We start from the raw sequence: 16,474 nt of genomic DNA on the forward strand, positions 1-16,474 counted from the left end.
CGGCGCTACCTGTTGAAAAGCAGCTTCAGCTGCTCAATCGCTTGGGCGTGTTTTCCGTCCGATTCGAACTCTCTGGCATTGTTCGCCCGCACGACGGCAGAGCCGAGCTTGGAGAGTGCGTCAAGGCGCTTCGCTTCTGACGAGCACGCCCCGAACCGCGAGCCGAGGCCGGTGGGGTCGTTCATCGCTGCCAGATTCGCGTCATACATCTTGTCGAGAGCGAGATAGAGATCCCAGAACGGCAGGTACGCCGACTCCCCGTCGAGATGCTTGGCGGCCCGCATCTCCAGGTAGCAAGAAGAGATCGGGACGTTGCGGAGGTACTTCCAGATCTTAAGCTGTCGGGCGAGCGTCTTAGCCGCCCCATTGTGCCTTGTGTTGACGTCGTTGACGTACTTGTTGTGCGACTTCGGATGCGACTTCATCCAGCCGTCCGCGGGGTCAGCGATCCAGTAGCCGCTGTCCGAGGGATAAGCGGGAACGACCTCAACAACTCCATCGGAGAAGTAGCAGACGACCGCTGGGCGGCTGACCACGATTGTCGTGCCCTGGAACCGTGCCTGCAGCGTCTCCGTGACCCGGTTCAGCACCGTCCACGGCGACGACGGCCGCACCCCCTTGAGGGAGACCATGTAGTCCGCGTCGCTGTGCTGCCATACCCCCGTTCCATGGCGCAACGAACCGATCTCGAACATCTCGTACACTCCGAGAAACGCTTCCAGCCGCGACTCGATCGACGCTCGATGACTCTTTGCCGCATCGAACTGCATCGAGGTCGGCGTGTAGAGGCTGGTCAGGCTGTTCAACCACGACCGGGCGGTCTCAGTCATCCGCGCTCCTCCAGCCCGACCCGTCCCACGGACAGAAACTCGTTCGGCGCCGCATGATCCGAGGGAACTTTGAGCCTCGAGGACACCCCTTCGCCGGATTGTCGGTCGTCTGGACGAGGTCGTCGTGCTGCTCTGCGTCTCATGCGTGCTGGCGCTCCTTTGCGCCACGGGCGCGGTTAGGTGTAACTCATCTCACCGTCCAGGCTACCGGCGACCTCCGACATTCAAAGTGGTGGTATGGCCGGGGAGAGGGTCGAATGATACGCCGGGTCTTGACCACTCTGTTCTCGATCGGCCAGGCTCCGCGCTCGGCCAAGTGCAGCCGAAGCCCGAGCTGCGTCGAGCTTCTGCGCGTCGCTCTCAGCGGGCGCGCCGAGAGGTGCAAAGCCGGTGACGCCGTAGCGGTCGCGGTACGCGGCGACCGTGAGCAGGTGACGCCGCCAAGCCGCTGCGGCCCGAGCGTTCTTCGGCGGTGCGCCGACCCCTGCGACCCAACTATCTCCGTCTTCAAGGGCCGTGTCGAGGATCACACTCGCGCGGGCTTCGATAAGTTCCTGCCGCTCGGCAAGCGCCTGTCGGAACTCGGCGCTCATGGTGCCGGTGGCCTCCGGGATAAGCCCGGCGATCAGGCGGGGCGCCTTCCGCGCCCGACCGGAGCCGGCGGGGCGGGTGGTTGCTCGGGCGACGCGGTAGTGGAGGACGGCGGCGATGTCGTCGGCATCTCCGAACGCCCGCGCCCTGACGAGGCGCGGCAGCAGCGTCTCGATGTCGTGATGGTTCGCCTCGGCCCGGCGGAGCTCTGCGGTCAGCGCGCCGAACGCCGGGGAGCTGATCGCCGCCTCGGCTTCGTCGTCGTTGAGTCCGGAGGCGTGGATGATGAGCACCCATCGGTCGCGCTGGGCTGCGGCGGCGATCGTCTCGTACTCGGCGGCGAGCTGCGCGATCGAGCCCCAGGCATCCTGCTCGGCGGCGATGGTCTCGTGGGCGGAGAGCTCGGCACCGGCGTGCTGGAGGATCGCGGCCATGACGCCGCGCCCGGTCGCCTCGCTCGGCGGCCCGTCGTGCGCGTCGTCGGGCCGGTCGACGGCGAGGTAGGCGTGGTTGACCTCGGCGCCGCGGGTCATGGCGACGTAGAAGTTCTCCCGCGTGGTCGTCGCCTCGGCCAGGACGTGCGAGGTGTCCACGGTGACGCCCTGCGTCCGGTAGGAGGTGATCGCGTAGCCGAGCTCGACATGCTCGGCCGCGTAGTCGGCCGGGATCACGACCGAACCGCCCCATCGCTGGCCGGCTCTGCGGAGAGTGAGGGAGCCGTCATCGCGGACCTCGGTGACCGTCCACCTGTTGCCGTTGCGGACCCAGCCGCGCCCGGCGCGGAGGCGGCGGTCGTTGTTGCGGGTGATGACGGTATCGCCGGCCGCAGCGCGCTGGCCGTTGTACAGCTCGACCTCGCGGCGGGCGCTCACCGTGCCGTCCAGGATCAGCTCGGCACGGGCACGCTCGTTCAGCAACAGCACGGATTCGTTGGAGTCTGCGACCAGCACGCTCGCTTTGCCGTCGAGGGTGTCGGCGCGCCAGGCGGCGTAGGCGGCCTCGACCATCGCCTCGGTTTCGCCCTCGATGATGCGCTCGTGCGTCGCGTAGGCGTCGATGACCGCGGTGTCCCCGTGCCGCAGACCAAGCGAGGCGGACTTCTCCCACTCGTTCCTGAACCTGTGGATGTCGACCAGCTCGGGGGCGTCGTCGCGGTCGTGGACGAGCATCGCGTAGGCGCCGGCCGCGGTCGGTGACTGGAGCTGGGCGTAATCCCCGACGAGCAGCACCTTCGCCCCGGCCTCGACGGCCTGCGCGGTGATGCGGTCGAGGGAGACCGTTCCGGCCAGGGATGCCTCGTCGATGATGACGAGCTGTCCCTTGCGGAACGTCTCGCCGTACATGAGGTGGTTCTGCCACCACTTCGCCGTGTTCTCCGTGGCGATCCCGAGGTCATCGGCGAGGACCTGCGCCGCGACCGCAGACGGCGCCAGCCCGACCACGCTGCCGTGCCCGTGCTCGTGTTCCCATGCCCGCCGCAGGGCGTTCATCGCGGTCGTCTTCCCGGCTCCGGCAGGACCCACGAGTACGTCGATGAGCCGGCCGGAGAGGGCGATCTTCGCCAGCGTGTCAGCCTGGTCTGGGCCGAGGGTGCGGCCGTGCCGGTCGGGCCGGCGTGCGATCCGCTCCACCGTGGTGAGCGGCACGGTCGGGCCGGTCGTGGTGCGGGCGCGCTCGAGGAGGCGGTCTTCGGCCGCCAGCAGCACCTCCGAGGAAAACACGACCGAGTGCTTCGGCCGGAACACCGAGGTGCCGTCCGGCCGCTGGAACACCACCGGACTCGACGCGAGCTCCGGCGGCGTCAGCCGCAGCGAGGCCGCCTCGGCCGCGTCGACCACGAGACCGACGACGGCCTCTCGATCCTCAGTCGTGGCGAACCTGTAGCCGGTGGTCTGCCTCGCAGCCTCGGCCATCAGGTTCCACCGCCGCCAGGTGGAGCGCTTCTCACCGACCGCCTCGACCACGCTCCCGCCCAAGGAAGCGATCACGTCCAATGGGATGTCGTCAGCGCGCAGCAACAACGGCGCCTCGTTCACCGCCACCCGCCGCGCCCACGCGGTCGCGTCCGAGCCGAGCACCTGCCCGGCGCGACGCCGCCAGGAGGCGGTGAGGTCCGCGAGCGAATGCACCTCCTTCTCCGGGCGGGTGGAGAGCGTCGCCTGGGCGCGAAGCTTCATGATCGTCGCCGGCGACGGCCTGCGGCCGTGCTCTGTGACGTAGCGGGCAATGAGGCGATCCGTCTCGGCGTCGATGTGCCGAGCACGGGTCGAGAACTCTTTGACCAGATCCTCCGGCACCGACGCGACCGCCCACGCCGGGTTCCGATCCCGCCCCTGCTCCCGCGCCTCCCACTCGACGCCGAGCATCCGGGTCAGATGATCCGCGAACACGGCCTCGTGCACCTCCGACAGGGCGACCGTCGCGGTGTGCATGGGCCGGCCGTCGAGGGAGCGCCACTTGCCGTCGAGGACGGTCTGCACCTTGTTGGAGATGACGACATGCGTGTGCAGGTGCGGGTCGCCCGCCCGGGAGTCGTAGTGATCGAACGCGGTAGCGACCAGGCCACGGACATCGACCTGTGCAACCGCCCCGTCGCGTCCGGTTGCGCCCGTGCGGGTCGCTGCAACCTCCCGCTCCATGAACGCAACCACCTCCGCAACCGCCGCATGATGCGCGTCCGCGATAAGCGCCTGCGTGCCCGCGTCCGCGACCGCCCAGAGCACCGAGGCGGACTTCGGGATCGAGAAGGTGAAGTCGTAGCCCGCAACCGGCCGCCGCACCCCGCGCGCGGACTCCTCGACCTCGATTGCGGCGGTCGCCTCCGCGCGGCTCGCCGGTCCAAGCTCGGGATCGAGGGCAGTGACCCGTTCCTCGATCCGCTCGGCCACCGACTTGTAAGCCGGATACGCCAGCCCGAGCGGGGCACCCGTGACCGGGTGGCGGCCGAGCCCGAGGAGGAGTTCGAGCTGGGCTTCGAAGACCTGATCGCCCTCCACGATCTGCCCGCCAAGCGAGGTAACGCCGGAACCGAGCCAACGGCCCGGAGGCGTGCCTTCCTCCGCGTAATAGCGCGTCAAGGGTGTGCTCAACGAGCGGTCGCCGTCCCCGGCGATGACCGTGCGCAACAGGTACTTGTATCCGTCGCCCGCGGACATGACCCGCATCGAAACCGTCACACACTGTAGGTGTGCCTGTCGAAGCAACTAGAGCTTGAAGTCCGGCACTTTCGACCAGTCCAGTGCGGGGTGGCTGATGAAGGAGGCCGCTTCGTCAGCAAGGCGTTGGGCGCATACCCGATAGATATGTGCGCACGATTCCGCGCCATGGACTGACAATGAATGCTTGCCATTGCTCCTCGGACGCAGCACACTCGATGCCGATACGGTGCCTCTGAGCGGGCCCGGCCACACTTCGGAGCGAAATCCGCGCGCAAGTCCATGCGTCAGGCAATGACGGACTTGCATCCAGCCCTCGGCGTGCGTCTCCGCGTCCGCCCAAGAGAGTGTTTGCTTCCCGATCCATGACGAGTCACCGATCGCTGGCGGCTTCCATACGTTCACCGTAAAGGGTGTCTTCCAACTCGTCCCATCTCCCCAGGCGAGTACCTGCCGGAGCTTCTCATCGAACACCTTCACAGTCGGGTTGTTCATGGAAACCAACTTGGCGATCTGTCCAAAGCTCTGGTTTCGGTGAGCAGCGACGAGCGCCACGAACTCTTCGACGAAACCCTCGAATGCCGACACCGAGGTGAGGACTATCGCGGGTGCGAGGGCGCCCGCGTTGCCCGGATTTCCGCGGGTGCGCGGATGCAGTTTCTCCAGCATCGAAGGCACGGCGAGACTCGTCGCGTACCGGGTCACAGCATCTTGAAGACTCGGAACGTACATCACGCCTCCTGCCGCACTGGTGCGTTCAGTCTGGCATGCGGCAGTCCTCGACCTGCAAGAGGCGTGGCAGCTCGGACGGCAGCTGCTCAGGGAGTCCGAGTGGGGTCGATCCGCGGGCTCCCAGCGCGCGACAAATCACTGGTCGTGATTGATGTGGCGCATGAGCCTGCCAGGCGATCAGACCCTTGCGGACGCCGAGAGATCAACCTGCCGGAAGTCTCGCGCCTAACCAATCGCCGAGACTGTCGAGATGTCTCCGATCGACGAATCCTGCCGCTCGTCTCCCCCAGAAATGCGTGACAGGCGACGGCGTGGCACCGGCGTATCGGTTTTGCGCTAGGAAGGGTTGATTGCTCCCTCAGTGCTGCGGTCGATGCCGAGCGTTGCGACGAGGTCTTCATGGAGTTGGAACCAGACGCGGTGGCACGAGTCGATGCTCGCTTTGTCGACCCAGTCATGTTGTCCGCTCCGCGCCAGACGCAGAGCCGTTTCAAAACGGGTGTCGTAGCCGCCGAATCTGGCCAACACTGCGGTGAGCCGATCGACCAGCGGCGTGAGCGCAGCACTGAGAGCAGCGAGTTCGGTCAGGATGCGTTCATCTCGCTCCGGATCGGAGTGATCGTTGGGAGCGAAACGATCTTCCGTTACGGGGGCAAGCTGCCAGTCGGTGCAGGCGCGCAGAAGGCGGACGTTCAGCGGCAGGAAACTGCGATGCACGGCCTCGATCACCCTCTCGGGGTCGACGGTACCGCGTTCCCGTGCGAGCTGACGTTCATTCTCAACGCGGCCTTCATCGGTGAGCGACCATCCACGAAGGTCTGCGAAGGCCATCTCATTCGTCCAGCCTTTTCCTTCGGCTTCTCGGAGAAACTTCTGCGTTTCGTCCTCGGCTGCGCCGGCACGGTCGGCGATCTCGCCAGCTCCGGAAAAACCAAGCAGCCTAGTGGCGTGCAGGATTCGTAGACCGGACGGCGACCGATGAGTCATGCCTGCTCGCCTTGCCGCGCACTCAATCGGGTGTAGTACTGCTGACACGCCTGCGGCGAGCGAAACCCCGTTGCCTCAGCGATCTGTGCCCACGTAAGCCCGGCATTGCGCGCAGTGAAGAGCAAGCCGATCTCGACGCCCTCGACTTCGGACCGCGCCGCGGGAAGAAGCGAAAGCGCGCTCAGTACACCGTCTGCGCTGAGGCTCTCAGAGCGCCAGAGAGCGAACTGCGTGAGGTCAACCGCAGTGGGCGGAGCAGGCTCAGGTCGCCAGGGCCGCGGTGTCAACTCATCGGCGCCAAGCTCCAGGAGACATTCCTGCGCCTCACGCTCACGTAGCGCCTCCACGTAGTCCGTGTCACCTGTGCGAGACGGATCATGCTTACTGTCCATGTCTCACATCTTGCGCTATCAACAAAATGTTGTCAACATAGCGTTGATGAACGAGATGACAGTGGTTGATCTGACGGACGCGTCATCCGAAGCTTGCGGAGGCAAAGCCGCAGCGCTCGGAGCACTCCTCCGCGCCGGACTGCCCGTGCCCGACGGGTTCGTTGTGCCGTCTGCGGCCCATCGGGCGTTACACACCGAGCCTGCAACGCGGATGGAGAAGCTCTACCAGCCGGTCGACCTCGCTCTTTCCCGAATGGGGGATCCACCGGTCGCGGTACGCTCATCGGCCGAGAACGAGGACACCGCAGGTGCGTCGGCGGCAGGCCAGTACGAGAGCATTCTCGCCGTCCGTGGCGCAGACGCCGTTCTGAGCGCTATCAGCGACTGCTGGGACTCTGCCTCATCGGCACGGGTGACCGAGTATTGGGCTAAGACCAATGCCAGCAGCGCCGCGTCGGAATCAACGATGGCCGTGCTGGTGCAGCGACTCATCGACGCCGACACATCGGGAGTACTGTTCACGCCCGCTAACCGCAACGGCTCTACACGAATCGAAGCGAGCTGGGGGCTCGGACTCGTAGTTGTGGGCGGGACCGTCACACCGGACTCCTACGAAGTCGCCCCGAACGGAACTGTCCGTCACACCGTCGGGACAAAGACGACTCGGATGGATCGGAACGAGGACATCGCTGGCGTGTCCACTCGCGATGTTGATTCACACCACCGGGCCGCGCTCACGCTGGATGACGAGACTGCCGCACACCTCGCAACTCTCGGAGACCGAGTCGCCTCCGTTCTTGGCGGCCCCCAAGACATCGAGTGGGCGATCTCTGATGGACAGATATGGATTCTCCAGGCTCGCCCCATAACCGCCTCGCTTCCGCCGATACCTCGCAGCGCCCGGCCCGATAGCCGAGTGCTGATCGGTACCCCGGGGGCTCATGGAGTCGCGTCCGGTCAGGCGCGCGTCATCCGCAGCCCGAGCGAATTTGGGCGTATTCAGCCGGGCGAGATTCTGATCTGCCCGCACACGGACCCGGCGTGGACGCCGCTGTTCACGATCGCCGGGGGCGTCGTCACCCAAGCCGGCGGGGCTCTGTCACACGCCGCGATCGTTGCGCGAGAGTACGGCATCCCCGCTGTACTCGGCATCACCGATGTCACCGAGCTGATCACAGACGGCACCCGCGTCACACTCGACGGCACGAACGGCACCCTCACCATCCACTGACCGAATGAAGCGCAACACCCACTCAAGGAAGGAGACCGAGAGACGCACCTTCGCATGCGACCTCTCGAATCACTTATGGCAATCAGGTACCTTTACATCGCTCGGCATGGCGATGCCGACGCATTCGGCGCACTCACCGACACCGGCCGCGAACAGGCCAGGCTTCTCGGGCGACGTCTCTCACAATTGCCGATCACGGCTGTCTGGCACTCACCGCTGCCCCGCGCACGAGATACTGCGGCCGAACTCGACCTGTTCCTGAAGGGAAACCCGCCAGTCGCCGAGGCCCCCGAGCTGATCGACCACGTGCCCTACGTGCCCTCAATTGAGGAAACCCCACCATCCTGGGTGCCATTCTTCGACGGCTACGACGCCGAAGAAGCCAAAGCCGGGAACAAGATCGCCGACAGCCTTATCGACAGATTCACCACCACACCCGCAGGTGAGGACGACCTCCACGAGATCCTGATCACCCACGCCTATCCTATCGCCTGGCTCGTTCGCCACGCCCTCGATGCCCCGCCGGAGCGCTGGCTTGGCCTCTCCAGCGCCAATACCGCTCTTACCGTCATCGACTACCGCCCCGGTCTCCCACCTGGCATAACGATGTTCAACGAGATGAGCCATCTATCCCCCGAGCTGCGATGGACCGGCTTCCCGGCTACCGCCCGCCCCTGAAGTCGCGATCACGTGTCCGTTCGATCGTGGTCCCACATGAGACCAACATCGACCCAAATCCACCACGTAAGCGACGGTTGTAGAGCCGTGCACGCATTTCGGCAACTTCGTGAAGCCTTCTCGATCTCTTGCATCCGTGCGTCGTCGTCTAAGGTGGAGGTAGCGTCGCGTGCGCTGGCAGTCTGTGCCGGGCATGGAGGCGTGGGACCTGAAGGAATGACGATGCACTCATCGCGCCCTTCGTCCTCGCGTGACTGATCGCGAGACGACCAGGCTTGTCGCCTGGAGCAAAGAACTACGTGACGTCCATCGCCGGCTGCGAGAGGCTCTTCATCTCGCGCAGGCTGCGGTTCGAATCGGGGAGTCTTCCCGTGATGCGACCGGAGACTTACTGCTTTACTGCCACGGGTTCTGCGCGGCCCTAGACGGGCATCATCGAGGCGAAGACCGCGCGTTGTTTCCTGCGATCGAGGCCGCTCACCCTGAGCTTGCCCCGGTGCTGCGAGCACTCGAACAAGATCACTCGATGATCGCCCACTTGCTCAGCGAACTTCGCAATGCCGTCGACCACTCCGCATCTCCAGCCGAACTTGCCATGCACTTAGACGGCGTGGCCGCCGTGATGGAAACCCATTTTGCCTATGAGGAGCGGCAACTGCTCACTGTTCTCAAGAGCCTCGAACTCAACGCGCCCGTCGGCGATGTGCTTGGGCCGCTGTAGTGGACTCCCACTGAACAGCGCCTGGTGTCTCACGAATCGACTCGGGAGGTCGGCTTCGAGCCGTTGATGGCTCGAAGCCGAACAATCCATGCCCCCATCGCCCCGGTCGCCTACGACTGCGTGAAGTTGATCTTTGTTCGCGATGGCTCCGCGATTCTGTTCAGCGAATTCGGCGAGAAACCAGTCAAGGTGGGCGATGTCGTCGCACTCGCGGCAAATACTCTCTGCGGCAGTGATCCCGAGGGGTCGATCACCGTTACCACCCTGTATCTAGATCGCGATTACATCGTCGACCAGGTGTTCTGGCAACACGCCGCGCTGCTTGCGGACAGGCTCGACGCGAAGGATTTCACTGACGAGCTGTACTCCGAGCCCGCCCAGATTTTGCACCTTGGCGAGAACCGCGCAGGGATGCTCATGCCGTGGTTGGACGAGTTGGTGGCGCTCAGTATCGGCGGTTCATCATCGGATCGGTTCTTCCGGATGCAAGCCCTGCTTTTCGCGGTGCTCGACGTGACCATTCCGTATGTTACGGCCACCTCGGTGCGCCGCACGCCCAGCCAGCGGAAGACTTCCCGCCTGCCCGGTCCCCCGTCGCTTCGCCAGTTCGCGCCGTTGCGCGCTGAAGCTCGGCAGGCGCTGGAATTGCTTCGCGACCGGCCCGAGGAGCGGTGGACGCTTCAATATCTCGCATCTGCCGTGCACTTGTCGCCGTCGCAACTCGGCCGGGTCTTCGTGGACGCCTACGGCAAGACGCCAATGACCTACCTATCGACAGTGCGCGCCGAGAACTTGGCGCGCCTGCTGCGGGAGACCGACACACCTGTCGAAGCAGCGATGCGCCAGGTCGGCTGGCAAAGCCGAGGCCACGCCTCCCGTATCTTCCGCGAGGCCGTCGGAGTAACACCAGTTCGATACCGGCAACTCAGTCAGGGCAAATTCAGAGAGTAAGCACTGATACAAATCTGCGCATCTGAGGTACGAGTATCCGCATCTCACCCGTAGCTCCGCCCGAGGCGGCTGTTCGACTGGTAGTCCGGATAAGACTCGTTGGGTTCACCGCCGCGCCCGACGGTCACATCGCTTGTTTGTTGTCCGTCTCTCGTTTCTGGTGACCCCGGCGTACCTGTTGGTCACCGAGCCCAATCGGCCCGGTGCTCAGGGTATCGGGAGGAGACCAGGCCATGGCCAGAACGCGGGATCAATCCCAGGAGGCGCGGGAGGCAAAGCTCAACGAGCTGCTTGAGCGCCTGACCGGCGCTGTGAAACAGCTCGTCTCCGGTGATGACTGGGCTCGGGCGCTCGCGTTCGCGGCACGATTTCGGGCGCGATCGTTTTCCAACACGCTGCTGATCTGGGCACAGCATGAGGCCGCGTATGAGGCGGGCCGGGTGCCCGACCCGATGCCGTCGTACGTGGCGGGGTATCGACAGTGGCAGGGTTTGGGCCGTCAGGTGGAGAAGAGCCAGCCGGGATACATGATCTTCGCCCCGGTAACGGGACGCTTCGCCTCATCGAATCCCGCTGCCTCCGATTCATGGCGTCGGCTTGGGAAGGGCGAGCAGCCCCGGCCGGGCGAGGCAGTGCGGTCGAAGATGATCGCCGCCCGCCCTGCCTACGTGTGGGATGTCGCGCAGACGGCTGGGGACCCAATCCCGGAACCGCCCTCACCACGCCTGCTGGAAGGCGAAGCACCTGCCGGTCTGTGGGGCGGACTGGCAGCCCTGGTAGAGGAGCGCGGGTTTGAGGTGCTGCGGGTCCCACACGAGGGGATGATCCACGGCGCCAACGGGATGACGGACTACACCGCGAAGACGGTGGCGGTGCGCGAAAATATGGACCCGTCCGCGCAGGTGAAGACTCTCGCTCACGAACTCGGTCATGTGCTCATGCACGGCCCCGATGCCGAGACCGCTCGGCAACACCGTGGCATCGGAGAGGTCGAGGCAGAGTCGGTCGCGCTGATGATCGGCGCTGCCCACGGCATGGACACTTCTGGTTACACGATTCCGTACGTGTCGACCTGGGCGGCCAGGGTCGACGGCAAGGAGCCGGTCGAGATCGTCAAGACCACCGGTGAGCGGGTTCGCAAGATCGCGATGGGAATCCTCGACCAGCTCGATACCACCCAGATCGGGGACGGCACCCCGCCGGGCTTGGACCGCGAGACACCGCAACGAACCCAGTCCGGTAGCGAACGGTCAGCGCCCGAACGCGCAGCGTTGCTACATGACGCTAGCCCGCGGGTCACGACCGTAGCGACCGCAACGGCGCGAGAGAGAGGCCTGTAATGGTCTTCCCAGACGTGTTCGCCCGTGCGCTGACGCGAGCATCCGGCCCGCAGTCGTTGCCTGCTGCCGCCGAAGAGCTGGCTCGCGTGGGAGTACCGGTGTTCCCGTGCATACCGGGCGGGAAACGACCGCTGACCGAACACGGCTTCCACGACGCCACCACCGACGCCGACCGAGTCGCCGCATGGTGGGGCCGGTCTCCTGGGGCGAACATCGGCGTCCCGACCGGCGCACCCTCGGGAATGGTCGTGGTCGATGTCGATGTCCATGGCCCTGTCGATGGGTTCCGTGGTTTCTCGCGCGCCCATCGAGCGGATCTGCTGGACGGGTGGCAGCTCCTGGTATCCACGCCGTCCGGTGGGATGCACGCCTACTACCGGTCCACGCCTGTTCAGGTCCAACGATCCTGGCAGGCGGCGCGCGCGGGGATCGACTTCCGTGGCGACGGCGGATACATCGTCGTCCCACCCTCACGGATGTCCATCGCCGGAGACGTTGTCGGTTATCGGTTGCGGCGGGTCAGCGCCGGAACCGCCGCGGTGCTCGATTCGGATCGGTTGCGGGATTTTTTCGACCCGCGCCCCACATTTCGCGAGCCGACGAATTCTGCTCAGCGGCGAGGTGCGGATGTGTCGCGGTTGGCGAGATGGGTCGCTGGACGCGCGGAGGGTGAGCGGAACCGCAGCCTGTTCTGGGCTGCGTGCCGGCTCGCGGAGAACGGCCTACCAACCTCCGATGCCCTCGACGTACTGGGCGCTGCTGCTTCGGATGCGGGTTTGGGTGAACAGGAGATCATCGCGACCATCCGTTCTGCCTACCGAGCCGCTCACCCCGACAGGGACGCGTCCGCGTCCTCCGTGCAAGCGTCGGCACCGCCAGAGGCGGGCACCTGGTTTGCCAGGGACCCTGCTGCTTCGGGCCCGTCGAATACGCGGGTCCTGTGATGGCCGCCTCCAGTCTCGACAAGCAGGCGGGCCGACGTTGGGCGGTAGTGACGGCTGTAGCCGGGACGGTGTTCATCGCTGCGGGGGCGTTCTGGCTCAGCTTCACGGCGTTGGCGGATCTTGCCGCCCGGTCCGGAATCGGTGAAGAACAAGCGTGGGCTTGGCCGCTGATCGTGGACGGGATCATCGTTGTCGCCACGGTCGCCGTCGTCGCCATGGCCGGACAGCGGTCAGCCTGGTACCCGTGGGCGCTACTGATCGGCGGGGCCGCCGTGTCTGTGACCGCGAACGCAATCCACGCCGTCGTCGCCGCCGATGCCGATGTCCCAGGTGTGCTGGCCGCGAGTGTGGCGGCAGTCCCGCCGGTTGTGCTGCTGGCGATCACCCATCTGACCGTCACCCTCACCCGCCCCCTCCCCACCGCTGGGGAGCCGTCACCCGTTGAGGAGACGCCGGAAGTCTCAGGCACCACGACCGCGCAACGAAGCCTCGCACCGCCGCTGCGCCTTGGGAACACGCTCTTGAGACGGCTCTCTGCTTTTGAGGAAGCACCGCTCCACGCGGCTGCTGCCGCGGATCGGCGCGACCATGCCCGGGAGCTACGTGGCCGGGGGTGGTCAAACAAGAAGATCGCCCGCGAGCTCCAGGTACATCCCTCGACCGTGGGCCGGTGGTTCGCCAGCGCGCACCTTCCCGACGACACCGAAGATGCCGACGTCGAGGAAGCAGAAAACTCATGAGCAGCCATCCCGCCCAGCCACCCGAGCGCCATGAACGCGCGCTCGAACCGGATACGACCCCCGCCTCATCGGAGCATGCCGACAGGACAGAGACCCCGGCGGCGGTGCAGGCCGCAAGAATCAGCCGTCCCGGTAGCGACACGTCGCCGACAGGAGCGTCCGTCCGACGGGTGCGAGGTGTGGAGTGGGTGCGACCTACCGACCTGATGGCTCGTCACGGTGCCACGTTGGCGGGTCGGGGTATCGACTTCGAGGTCGAGCTGGCCCGCCGCACCCGTAGCCTCCCGGGTCAGGCGGTCCGTGCGGGCAGACGCAGGATCAGCGACGTACAAACCGTCGAGGCCGAGCGGGCACGGCGTTTACCGCCGGTGTCGGACTTCGGGCGTTCGGACGGGTCACAGTCCTGGGTGACGCGTTCGGGGATCGGGCTGAGGTGAGCTGACGATGCGCGCCCCCAGCACCGACACGTCACCGATGACGTCTGCTGGAGGCGCGTGCGCACCTGTGTGTCAGGAGGTGCCCTGACCATGACCGAGAACACGCACACGACCACCGAGCGCCCGACTGAGAGCGTCGAGGACTTCACAACCAGCGAAGGCCTACGAGCCCTGCTGCGCCGGCTCCACGCCTCGGGGCCCGGCGCATGGCGACGCGACCCAATGGCAGCCGAGTTGATGGAGTTCGTAGCCGAGAAGTACGCGCCCTTGGCGCGCAAGCACGGGTTGGACCCGTGGGAGGCCGCGTCCGCAGCGTTCGACGTGATGCGCACCCGGGCCGCCCGGACCGCGATCGACCCGTGGGCGGTAATCACTCATGCGGTGCGGATCACCTGCATCTTCGAGGAACGCGCCCAAGGCTTGCTGTGCTCGGTACATCAGGCACGACGCCCGCACGTGTCGGCATTCCACGACCCGGAACGCTTCAGCGACCGCGACAATCCCCTGATCGACTACGACCCCGCGTTCCACGTCACCGATCCAACGCCAACCGGCGACGGCAAGAGCCAAGGTGAGGACGAGCCCTCGGCAGGGGCGTCCACCTCGGCGTCGGCTGCGGTAGAGGATGCCATCGCGTTCTTCACCCTGCTGGACTGGCCGCCGTCGACCGCGCGAGCCGGGATCGAACACGTCTGCGGGGCACTGACCAGGGCTGGCACCCGCCAGGCCACCTACGAGGCGCTGCGACGCGACAAGCACGCTCGCGCCCAGCTCGACATCCCTCGCACCTCTTGGACTGCCCTATTGAAAGCGGTACTGGGCAATCCCCACCCTGCCTACGCCGCGACTGCTGCCGGGCGGGGCGTGCTGCTACGGCTACTGATCGGCGAGCCCGTCGCGGTGCTGCTGCGTGATGACGACCTCGTCCTCGCCGTCTCTCTCGCCGCACCTCGCGAACCTGGCGGGGGTGGGTCGCGGTGAGCGCGCCATCGGGGTTCATCGAGCTGGAGCGGACGGTCGCCTCGATTCGGGTCGGACGCCGGCACCGGACCGAGCTGGGCGACATCGATGAACTCGCTGCGTCCATTGATCGCGACGGGCTCCTGCAACCCATCACGATCACGCCCGACGGGGTGCTGGTGTGCGGTGCACGTCGACTGGCGGCGATCACACGTCTCGGCTGGAAAAAAGTCAACGTGTGGGTCCGCTCCGGGATCTCCGACCGCCTCGGACATCTCCTGGCCGAGCAGGACGACAACGCGCTGCACAAGCCACTGACGCAGACCGAGGCCGCCGCCCTCTACCGGGAACTGAAGACCCTGATGGCCGAAGACGCCGAACGGCGACAAGCAGCAACCAAGTTCAGCAGCGACCACCAGCCGGGAGCTGACGGTGGTGGAAAATTTCCACCACCGTCACTCGGCTCACGCGGCAAGACCCGCGAGCAAGCCGCGGCGAGGATCCCGGGCGGCGCCTCCTACAAGACCCTCGACAAGATCAGTTACCTGGAGCACATCGCCGCCGACCCCGCCCAACCGACCGAACTCCGTGCGCACGTCACCGCTGAGTTGGCACGCATCGATGAGGGCGCACCGGTGCATCCCATCTACGAATCCGTCCGCGCCACCGCGACCACCGCTCAAGATCAGCGTGAGACTGACCTGCACCAGCTCGCCTCCGACGCGCTCGCCCGAGCCAAGAACAGCAAGACGAAGAAACGCACGCCCCGCCCCATCCCGCTCTCCGATGCAGGTGGCGAGCCGGTGCAGTATCCGGTGCGGGCATTCGTGCTCACCTGGGGCGAACTGGCCGACTGGTGGACCCACTACGACGCCGAGCAACTCGCCGCCGAACTCAGCGACGAACAGATCGGGTCCTTCCTGACCACCGTCGCCGGGACTGGCCGGTTCGCGGACGAGCTACGTGCCGCCCACGACCGACAGACCGGCAGCGACCTCGCGCCCGTCCGCGGTCACCTACGCGCCCTCTGACTTCTCCGCGCCACTCTTCGGGCCGCTGGGTTCCTGTAGTGCACCTACGGAGCATGAAGACACCCGACCTCACTGACCCCCGCATCCGTCGCCGGTGGATCGCCGTGCTCGCCGCAGTAGCGGCAGTTCTCGTGCTGGCCGGTGTCGGCGTCTACGGCCTCATCACCGGACCACCCACACCAGCCGGCACCGACAGCGGCTCGACCGGTCCTGGGCCAGCCGCTACGACACCCGCCGCACCGACTCCGGCTGCGACACCGCGCCTGCCCGTCGTAGCCGGGTCGGATGATCCGGAGACTTTCGCCCGCAACGTTGCGACCGCCCTGTTTGCCTGGGACACCGCGTCCGGATTCATACCCCTGGACTACACCTCAGTTCTCCTCGCAGTCGGCGACCCCACTGGAGCCGAGCAAGCCGGGCTTGCCTCCGACATCGCCACCTACCTGCCCACCCGGAAAGCGTGGGTCGAGCTGCGCCAGTACGCCACGACCCAGCACCTCACCATCGACACCCTGTTCGTCCCCAATGCCTGGGACACCGCCATCAGTCAGGCTCAGCCGGGCCAGCTCGCTGCGGGAACGACCGCCTACACAATCGAGGGCACCCGCCACCGCTTTGGTCTCTGGAACAACGAACCGGTCACCTCCGAACACCCGGTGACGTTCACGGTGTTCATCGTCTGCGGCCCGACCTACGACACCTGCCATCTGCTGCGGGTCTCCCGGCTCGACAACCCCCTGCGATAAGCCCAGGA

The 16,474-nt window shown here is 66.0% G+C and carries 14 protein-coding genes; 10 read left to right on the forward strand and 4 right to left on the reverse strand.

All coding sequences use genetic code 11. The annotated features are described in order from the left end of the window. Positions 1-5 precede the first annotated feature (5 nt). From MT351_RS06665 to MT351_RS06680, 4 genes are all read right to left on the reverse strand, one after another. The gene (locus MT351_RS06665; protein ID WP_243581644.1) at positions 6-830 is read right to left on the reverse strand and encodes a hypothetical protein; all 825 of its coding nucleotides are present in this window, start codon (positions 828-830) and stop codon (positions 6-8) included. 224 nt (positions 831-1,054) lie between these two features. Further along, complete coding sequence (gene mobF / locus MT351_RS06670) at positions 1,055-4,576, reverse strand: MobF family relaxase (RefSeq protein ID WP_243581645.1); 3,522 nt, start codon at positions 4,574-4,576, stop codon at positions 1,055-1,057. Positions 4,577-4,624: 48 nt separating this feature from the next. Continuing rightward, complete coding sequence (locus tag MT351_RS06675; protein ID WP_243581646.1) at positions 4,625-5,254, reverse strand: hypothetical protein; 630 nt, start codon at positions 5,252-5,254, stop codon at positions 4,625-4,627. Positions 5,255-5,644: 390 nt separating this feature from the next. Continuing rightward, positions 5,645-6,295 carry a transcriptional regulator gene (locus MT351_RS06680; protein ID WP_243581648.1) on the reverse strand — a complete coding sequence of 217 codons (651 nt, stop codon included), beginning with the start codon at positions 6,293-6,295 and terminating at the stop codon, positions 5,645-5,647. 438 nt (positions 6,296-6,733) lie between these two features. Here MT351_RS06680 and MT351_RS06690 point away from each other — a divergent pair, with 438 nt between their 5' ends. The 10 genes from MT351_RS06690 to MT351_RS06735 all read left to right on the forward strand — a co-directional run bounded on the left by MT351_RS06690 (position 6,734) and on the right by MT351_RS06735 (position 16,466). Further along, positions 6,734-7,918, forward strand: coding sequence for a PEP/pyruvate-binding domain-containing protein (locus tag MT351_RS06690; protein ID WP_243581651.1), 1,185 nt, complete (start codon positions 6,734-6,736; stop codon positions 7,916-7,918). A 75-nt stretch (positions 7,919-7,993) separates the two neighbouring features. Then, positions 7,994-8,596 (forward strand): histidine phosphatase family protein, encoded by a 603-nt coding sequence (locus MT351_RS06695; protein WP_243581652.1) that lies wholly within the window; start codon positions 7,994-7,996, stop codon positions 8,594-8,596. 250 nt (positions 8,597-8,846) lie between these two features. Then, positions 8,847-9,317 carry a hemerythrin domain-containing protein gene (locus tag MT351_RS06700; protein ID WP_243581653.1) on the forward strand — a complete coding sequence of 157 codons (471 nt, stop codon included), beginning with the start codon at positions 8,847-8,849 and terminating at the stop codon, positions 9,315-9,317. A 66-nt stretch (positions 9,318-9,383) separates the two neighbouring features. Continuing rightward, positions 9,384-10,268, forward strand: coding sequence for a helix-turn-helix domain-containing protein (locus MT351_RS06705; RefSeq protein ID WP_243581837.1), 885 nt, complete (start codon positions 9,384-9,386; stop codon positions 10,266-10,268). Between the two features lie 233 nt (positions 10,269-10,501). Beyond that, positions 10,502-11,608: an ArdC-like ssDNA-binding domain-containing protein gene (locus MT351_RS06710; RefSeq protein WP_243581655.1), complete on the forward strand. Its 1,107-nt coding sequence runs from the start codon at positions 10,502-10,504 to the stop codon at positions 11,606-11,608. After that, positions 11,608-12,552 carry a bifunctional DNA primase/polymerase gene (locus MT351_RS06715; protein ID WP_243581657.1) on the forward strand — a complete coding sequence of 315 codons (945 nt, stop codon included), beginning with the start codon at positions 11,608-11,610 and terminating at the stop codon, positions 12,550-12,552. Before MT351_RS06710 ends, MT351_RS06715 begins: the two co-directional genes overlap by 1 nt. Further along, positions 12,552-13,292 carry a DUF2637 domain-containing protein gene (locus MT351_RS06720; protein WP_243581659.1) on the forward strand — a complete coding sequence of 247 codons (741 nt, stop codon included), beginning with the start codon at positions 12,552-12,554 and terminating at the stop codon, positions 13,290-13,292. The genes MT351_RS06715 and MT351_RS06720 overlap by 1 nt, the downstream gene beginning before the upstream one ends. A 527-nt stretch (positions 13,293-13,819) precedes the next feature. Further along, on the forward strand, positions 13,820-14,710 hold the full coding sequence (locus tag MT351_RS06725) for a hypothetical protein (RefSeq protein WP_243581660.1): 891 nt from the start codon (positions 13,820-13,822) through the stop codon (positions 14,708-14,710). After that, complete coding sequence (locus MT351_RS06730; RefSeq protein WP_243581662.1) at positions 14,707-15,720, forward strand: ParB N-terminal domain-containing protein; 1,014 nt, start codon at positions 14,707-14,709, stop codon at positions 15,718-15,720. The genes MT351_RS06725 and MT351_RS06730 overlap by 4 nt, the downstream gene beginning before the upstream one ends. 53 nt (positions 15,721-15,773) lie before the next feature. Beyond that, entirely contained in the window at positions 15,774-16,466 is a 693-nt protein-coding gene (locus MT351_RS06735; protein WP_243581664.1) for a hypothetical protein, read from the forward strand. Positions 16,467-16,474 lie beyond the last annotated feature (8 nt).

The sequence above is a fragment of the Rathayibacter sp. VKM Ac-2926 genome (assembly GCF_022815565.1).
In the GTDB taxonomy this organism is placed as follows: domain Bacteria; phylum Actinomycetota; class Actinomycetes; order Actinomycetales; family Microbacteriaceae; genus Rathayibacter; species Rathayibacter festucae.

Bases quoted from the DNA above. Each gene is read 5' to 3' on its own strand.
- MT351_RS06715 (WP_243581657.1), top strand. From the start codon at position 11,608: ATGGTCTTCCCAGACGTGTTCGCCCGTGCGCTGACGCGAGCATCCGGC.
- MT351_RS06725 (WP_243581660.1), top strand. From the start codon at position 13,820: ATGACCGAGAACACGCACACGACCACCGAGCGCCCGACTGAGAGCGTC.
- MT351_RS06720 (WP_243581659.1), top strand. From the start codon at position 12,552: ATGGCCGCCTCCAGTCTCGACAAGCAGGCGGGCCGACGTTGGGCGGTA.
- MT351_RS06690 (WP_243581651.1), top strand. From the start codon at position 6,734: ATGAACGAGATGACAGTGGTTGATCTGACGGACGCGTCATCCGAAGCT.
- MT351_RS06710 (WP_243581655.1), top strand. From the start codon at position 10,502: ATGGCCAGAACGCGGGATCAATCCCAGGAGGCGCGGGAGGCAAAGCTC.
- MT351_RS06735 (WP_243581664.1), top strand. From the start codon at position 15,774: ATGAAGACACCCGACCTCACTGACCCCCGCATCCGTCGCCGGTGGATC.
- MT351_RS06680 (WP_243581648.1), bottom strand. From the start codon at position 6,295: ATGACTCATCGGTCGCCGTCCGGTCTACGAATCCTGCACGCCACTAGG.
- MT351_RS06705 (WP_243581837.1), top strand. From the start codon at position 9,384: ATGGCTCGAAGCCGAACAATCCATGCCCCCATCGCCCCGGTCGCCTAC.
- MT351_RS06665 (WP_243581644.1), bottom strand. From the start codon at position 830: ATGACTGAGACCGCCCGGTCGTGGTTGAACAGCCTGACCAGCCTCTAC.
- MT351_RS06695 (WP_243581652.1), top strand. From the start codon at position 7,994: ATGGCAATCAGGTACCTTTACATCGCTCGGCATGGCGATGCCGACGCA.
- mobF (WP_243581645.1), bottom strand. From the start codon at position 4,576: ATGTCCGCGGGCGACGGATACAAGTACCTGTTGCGCACGGTCATCGCC.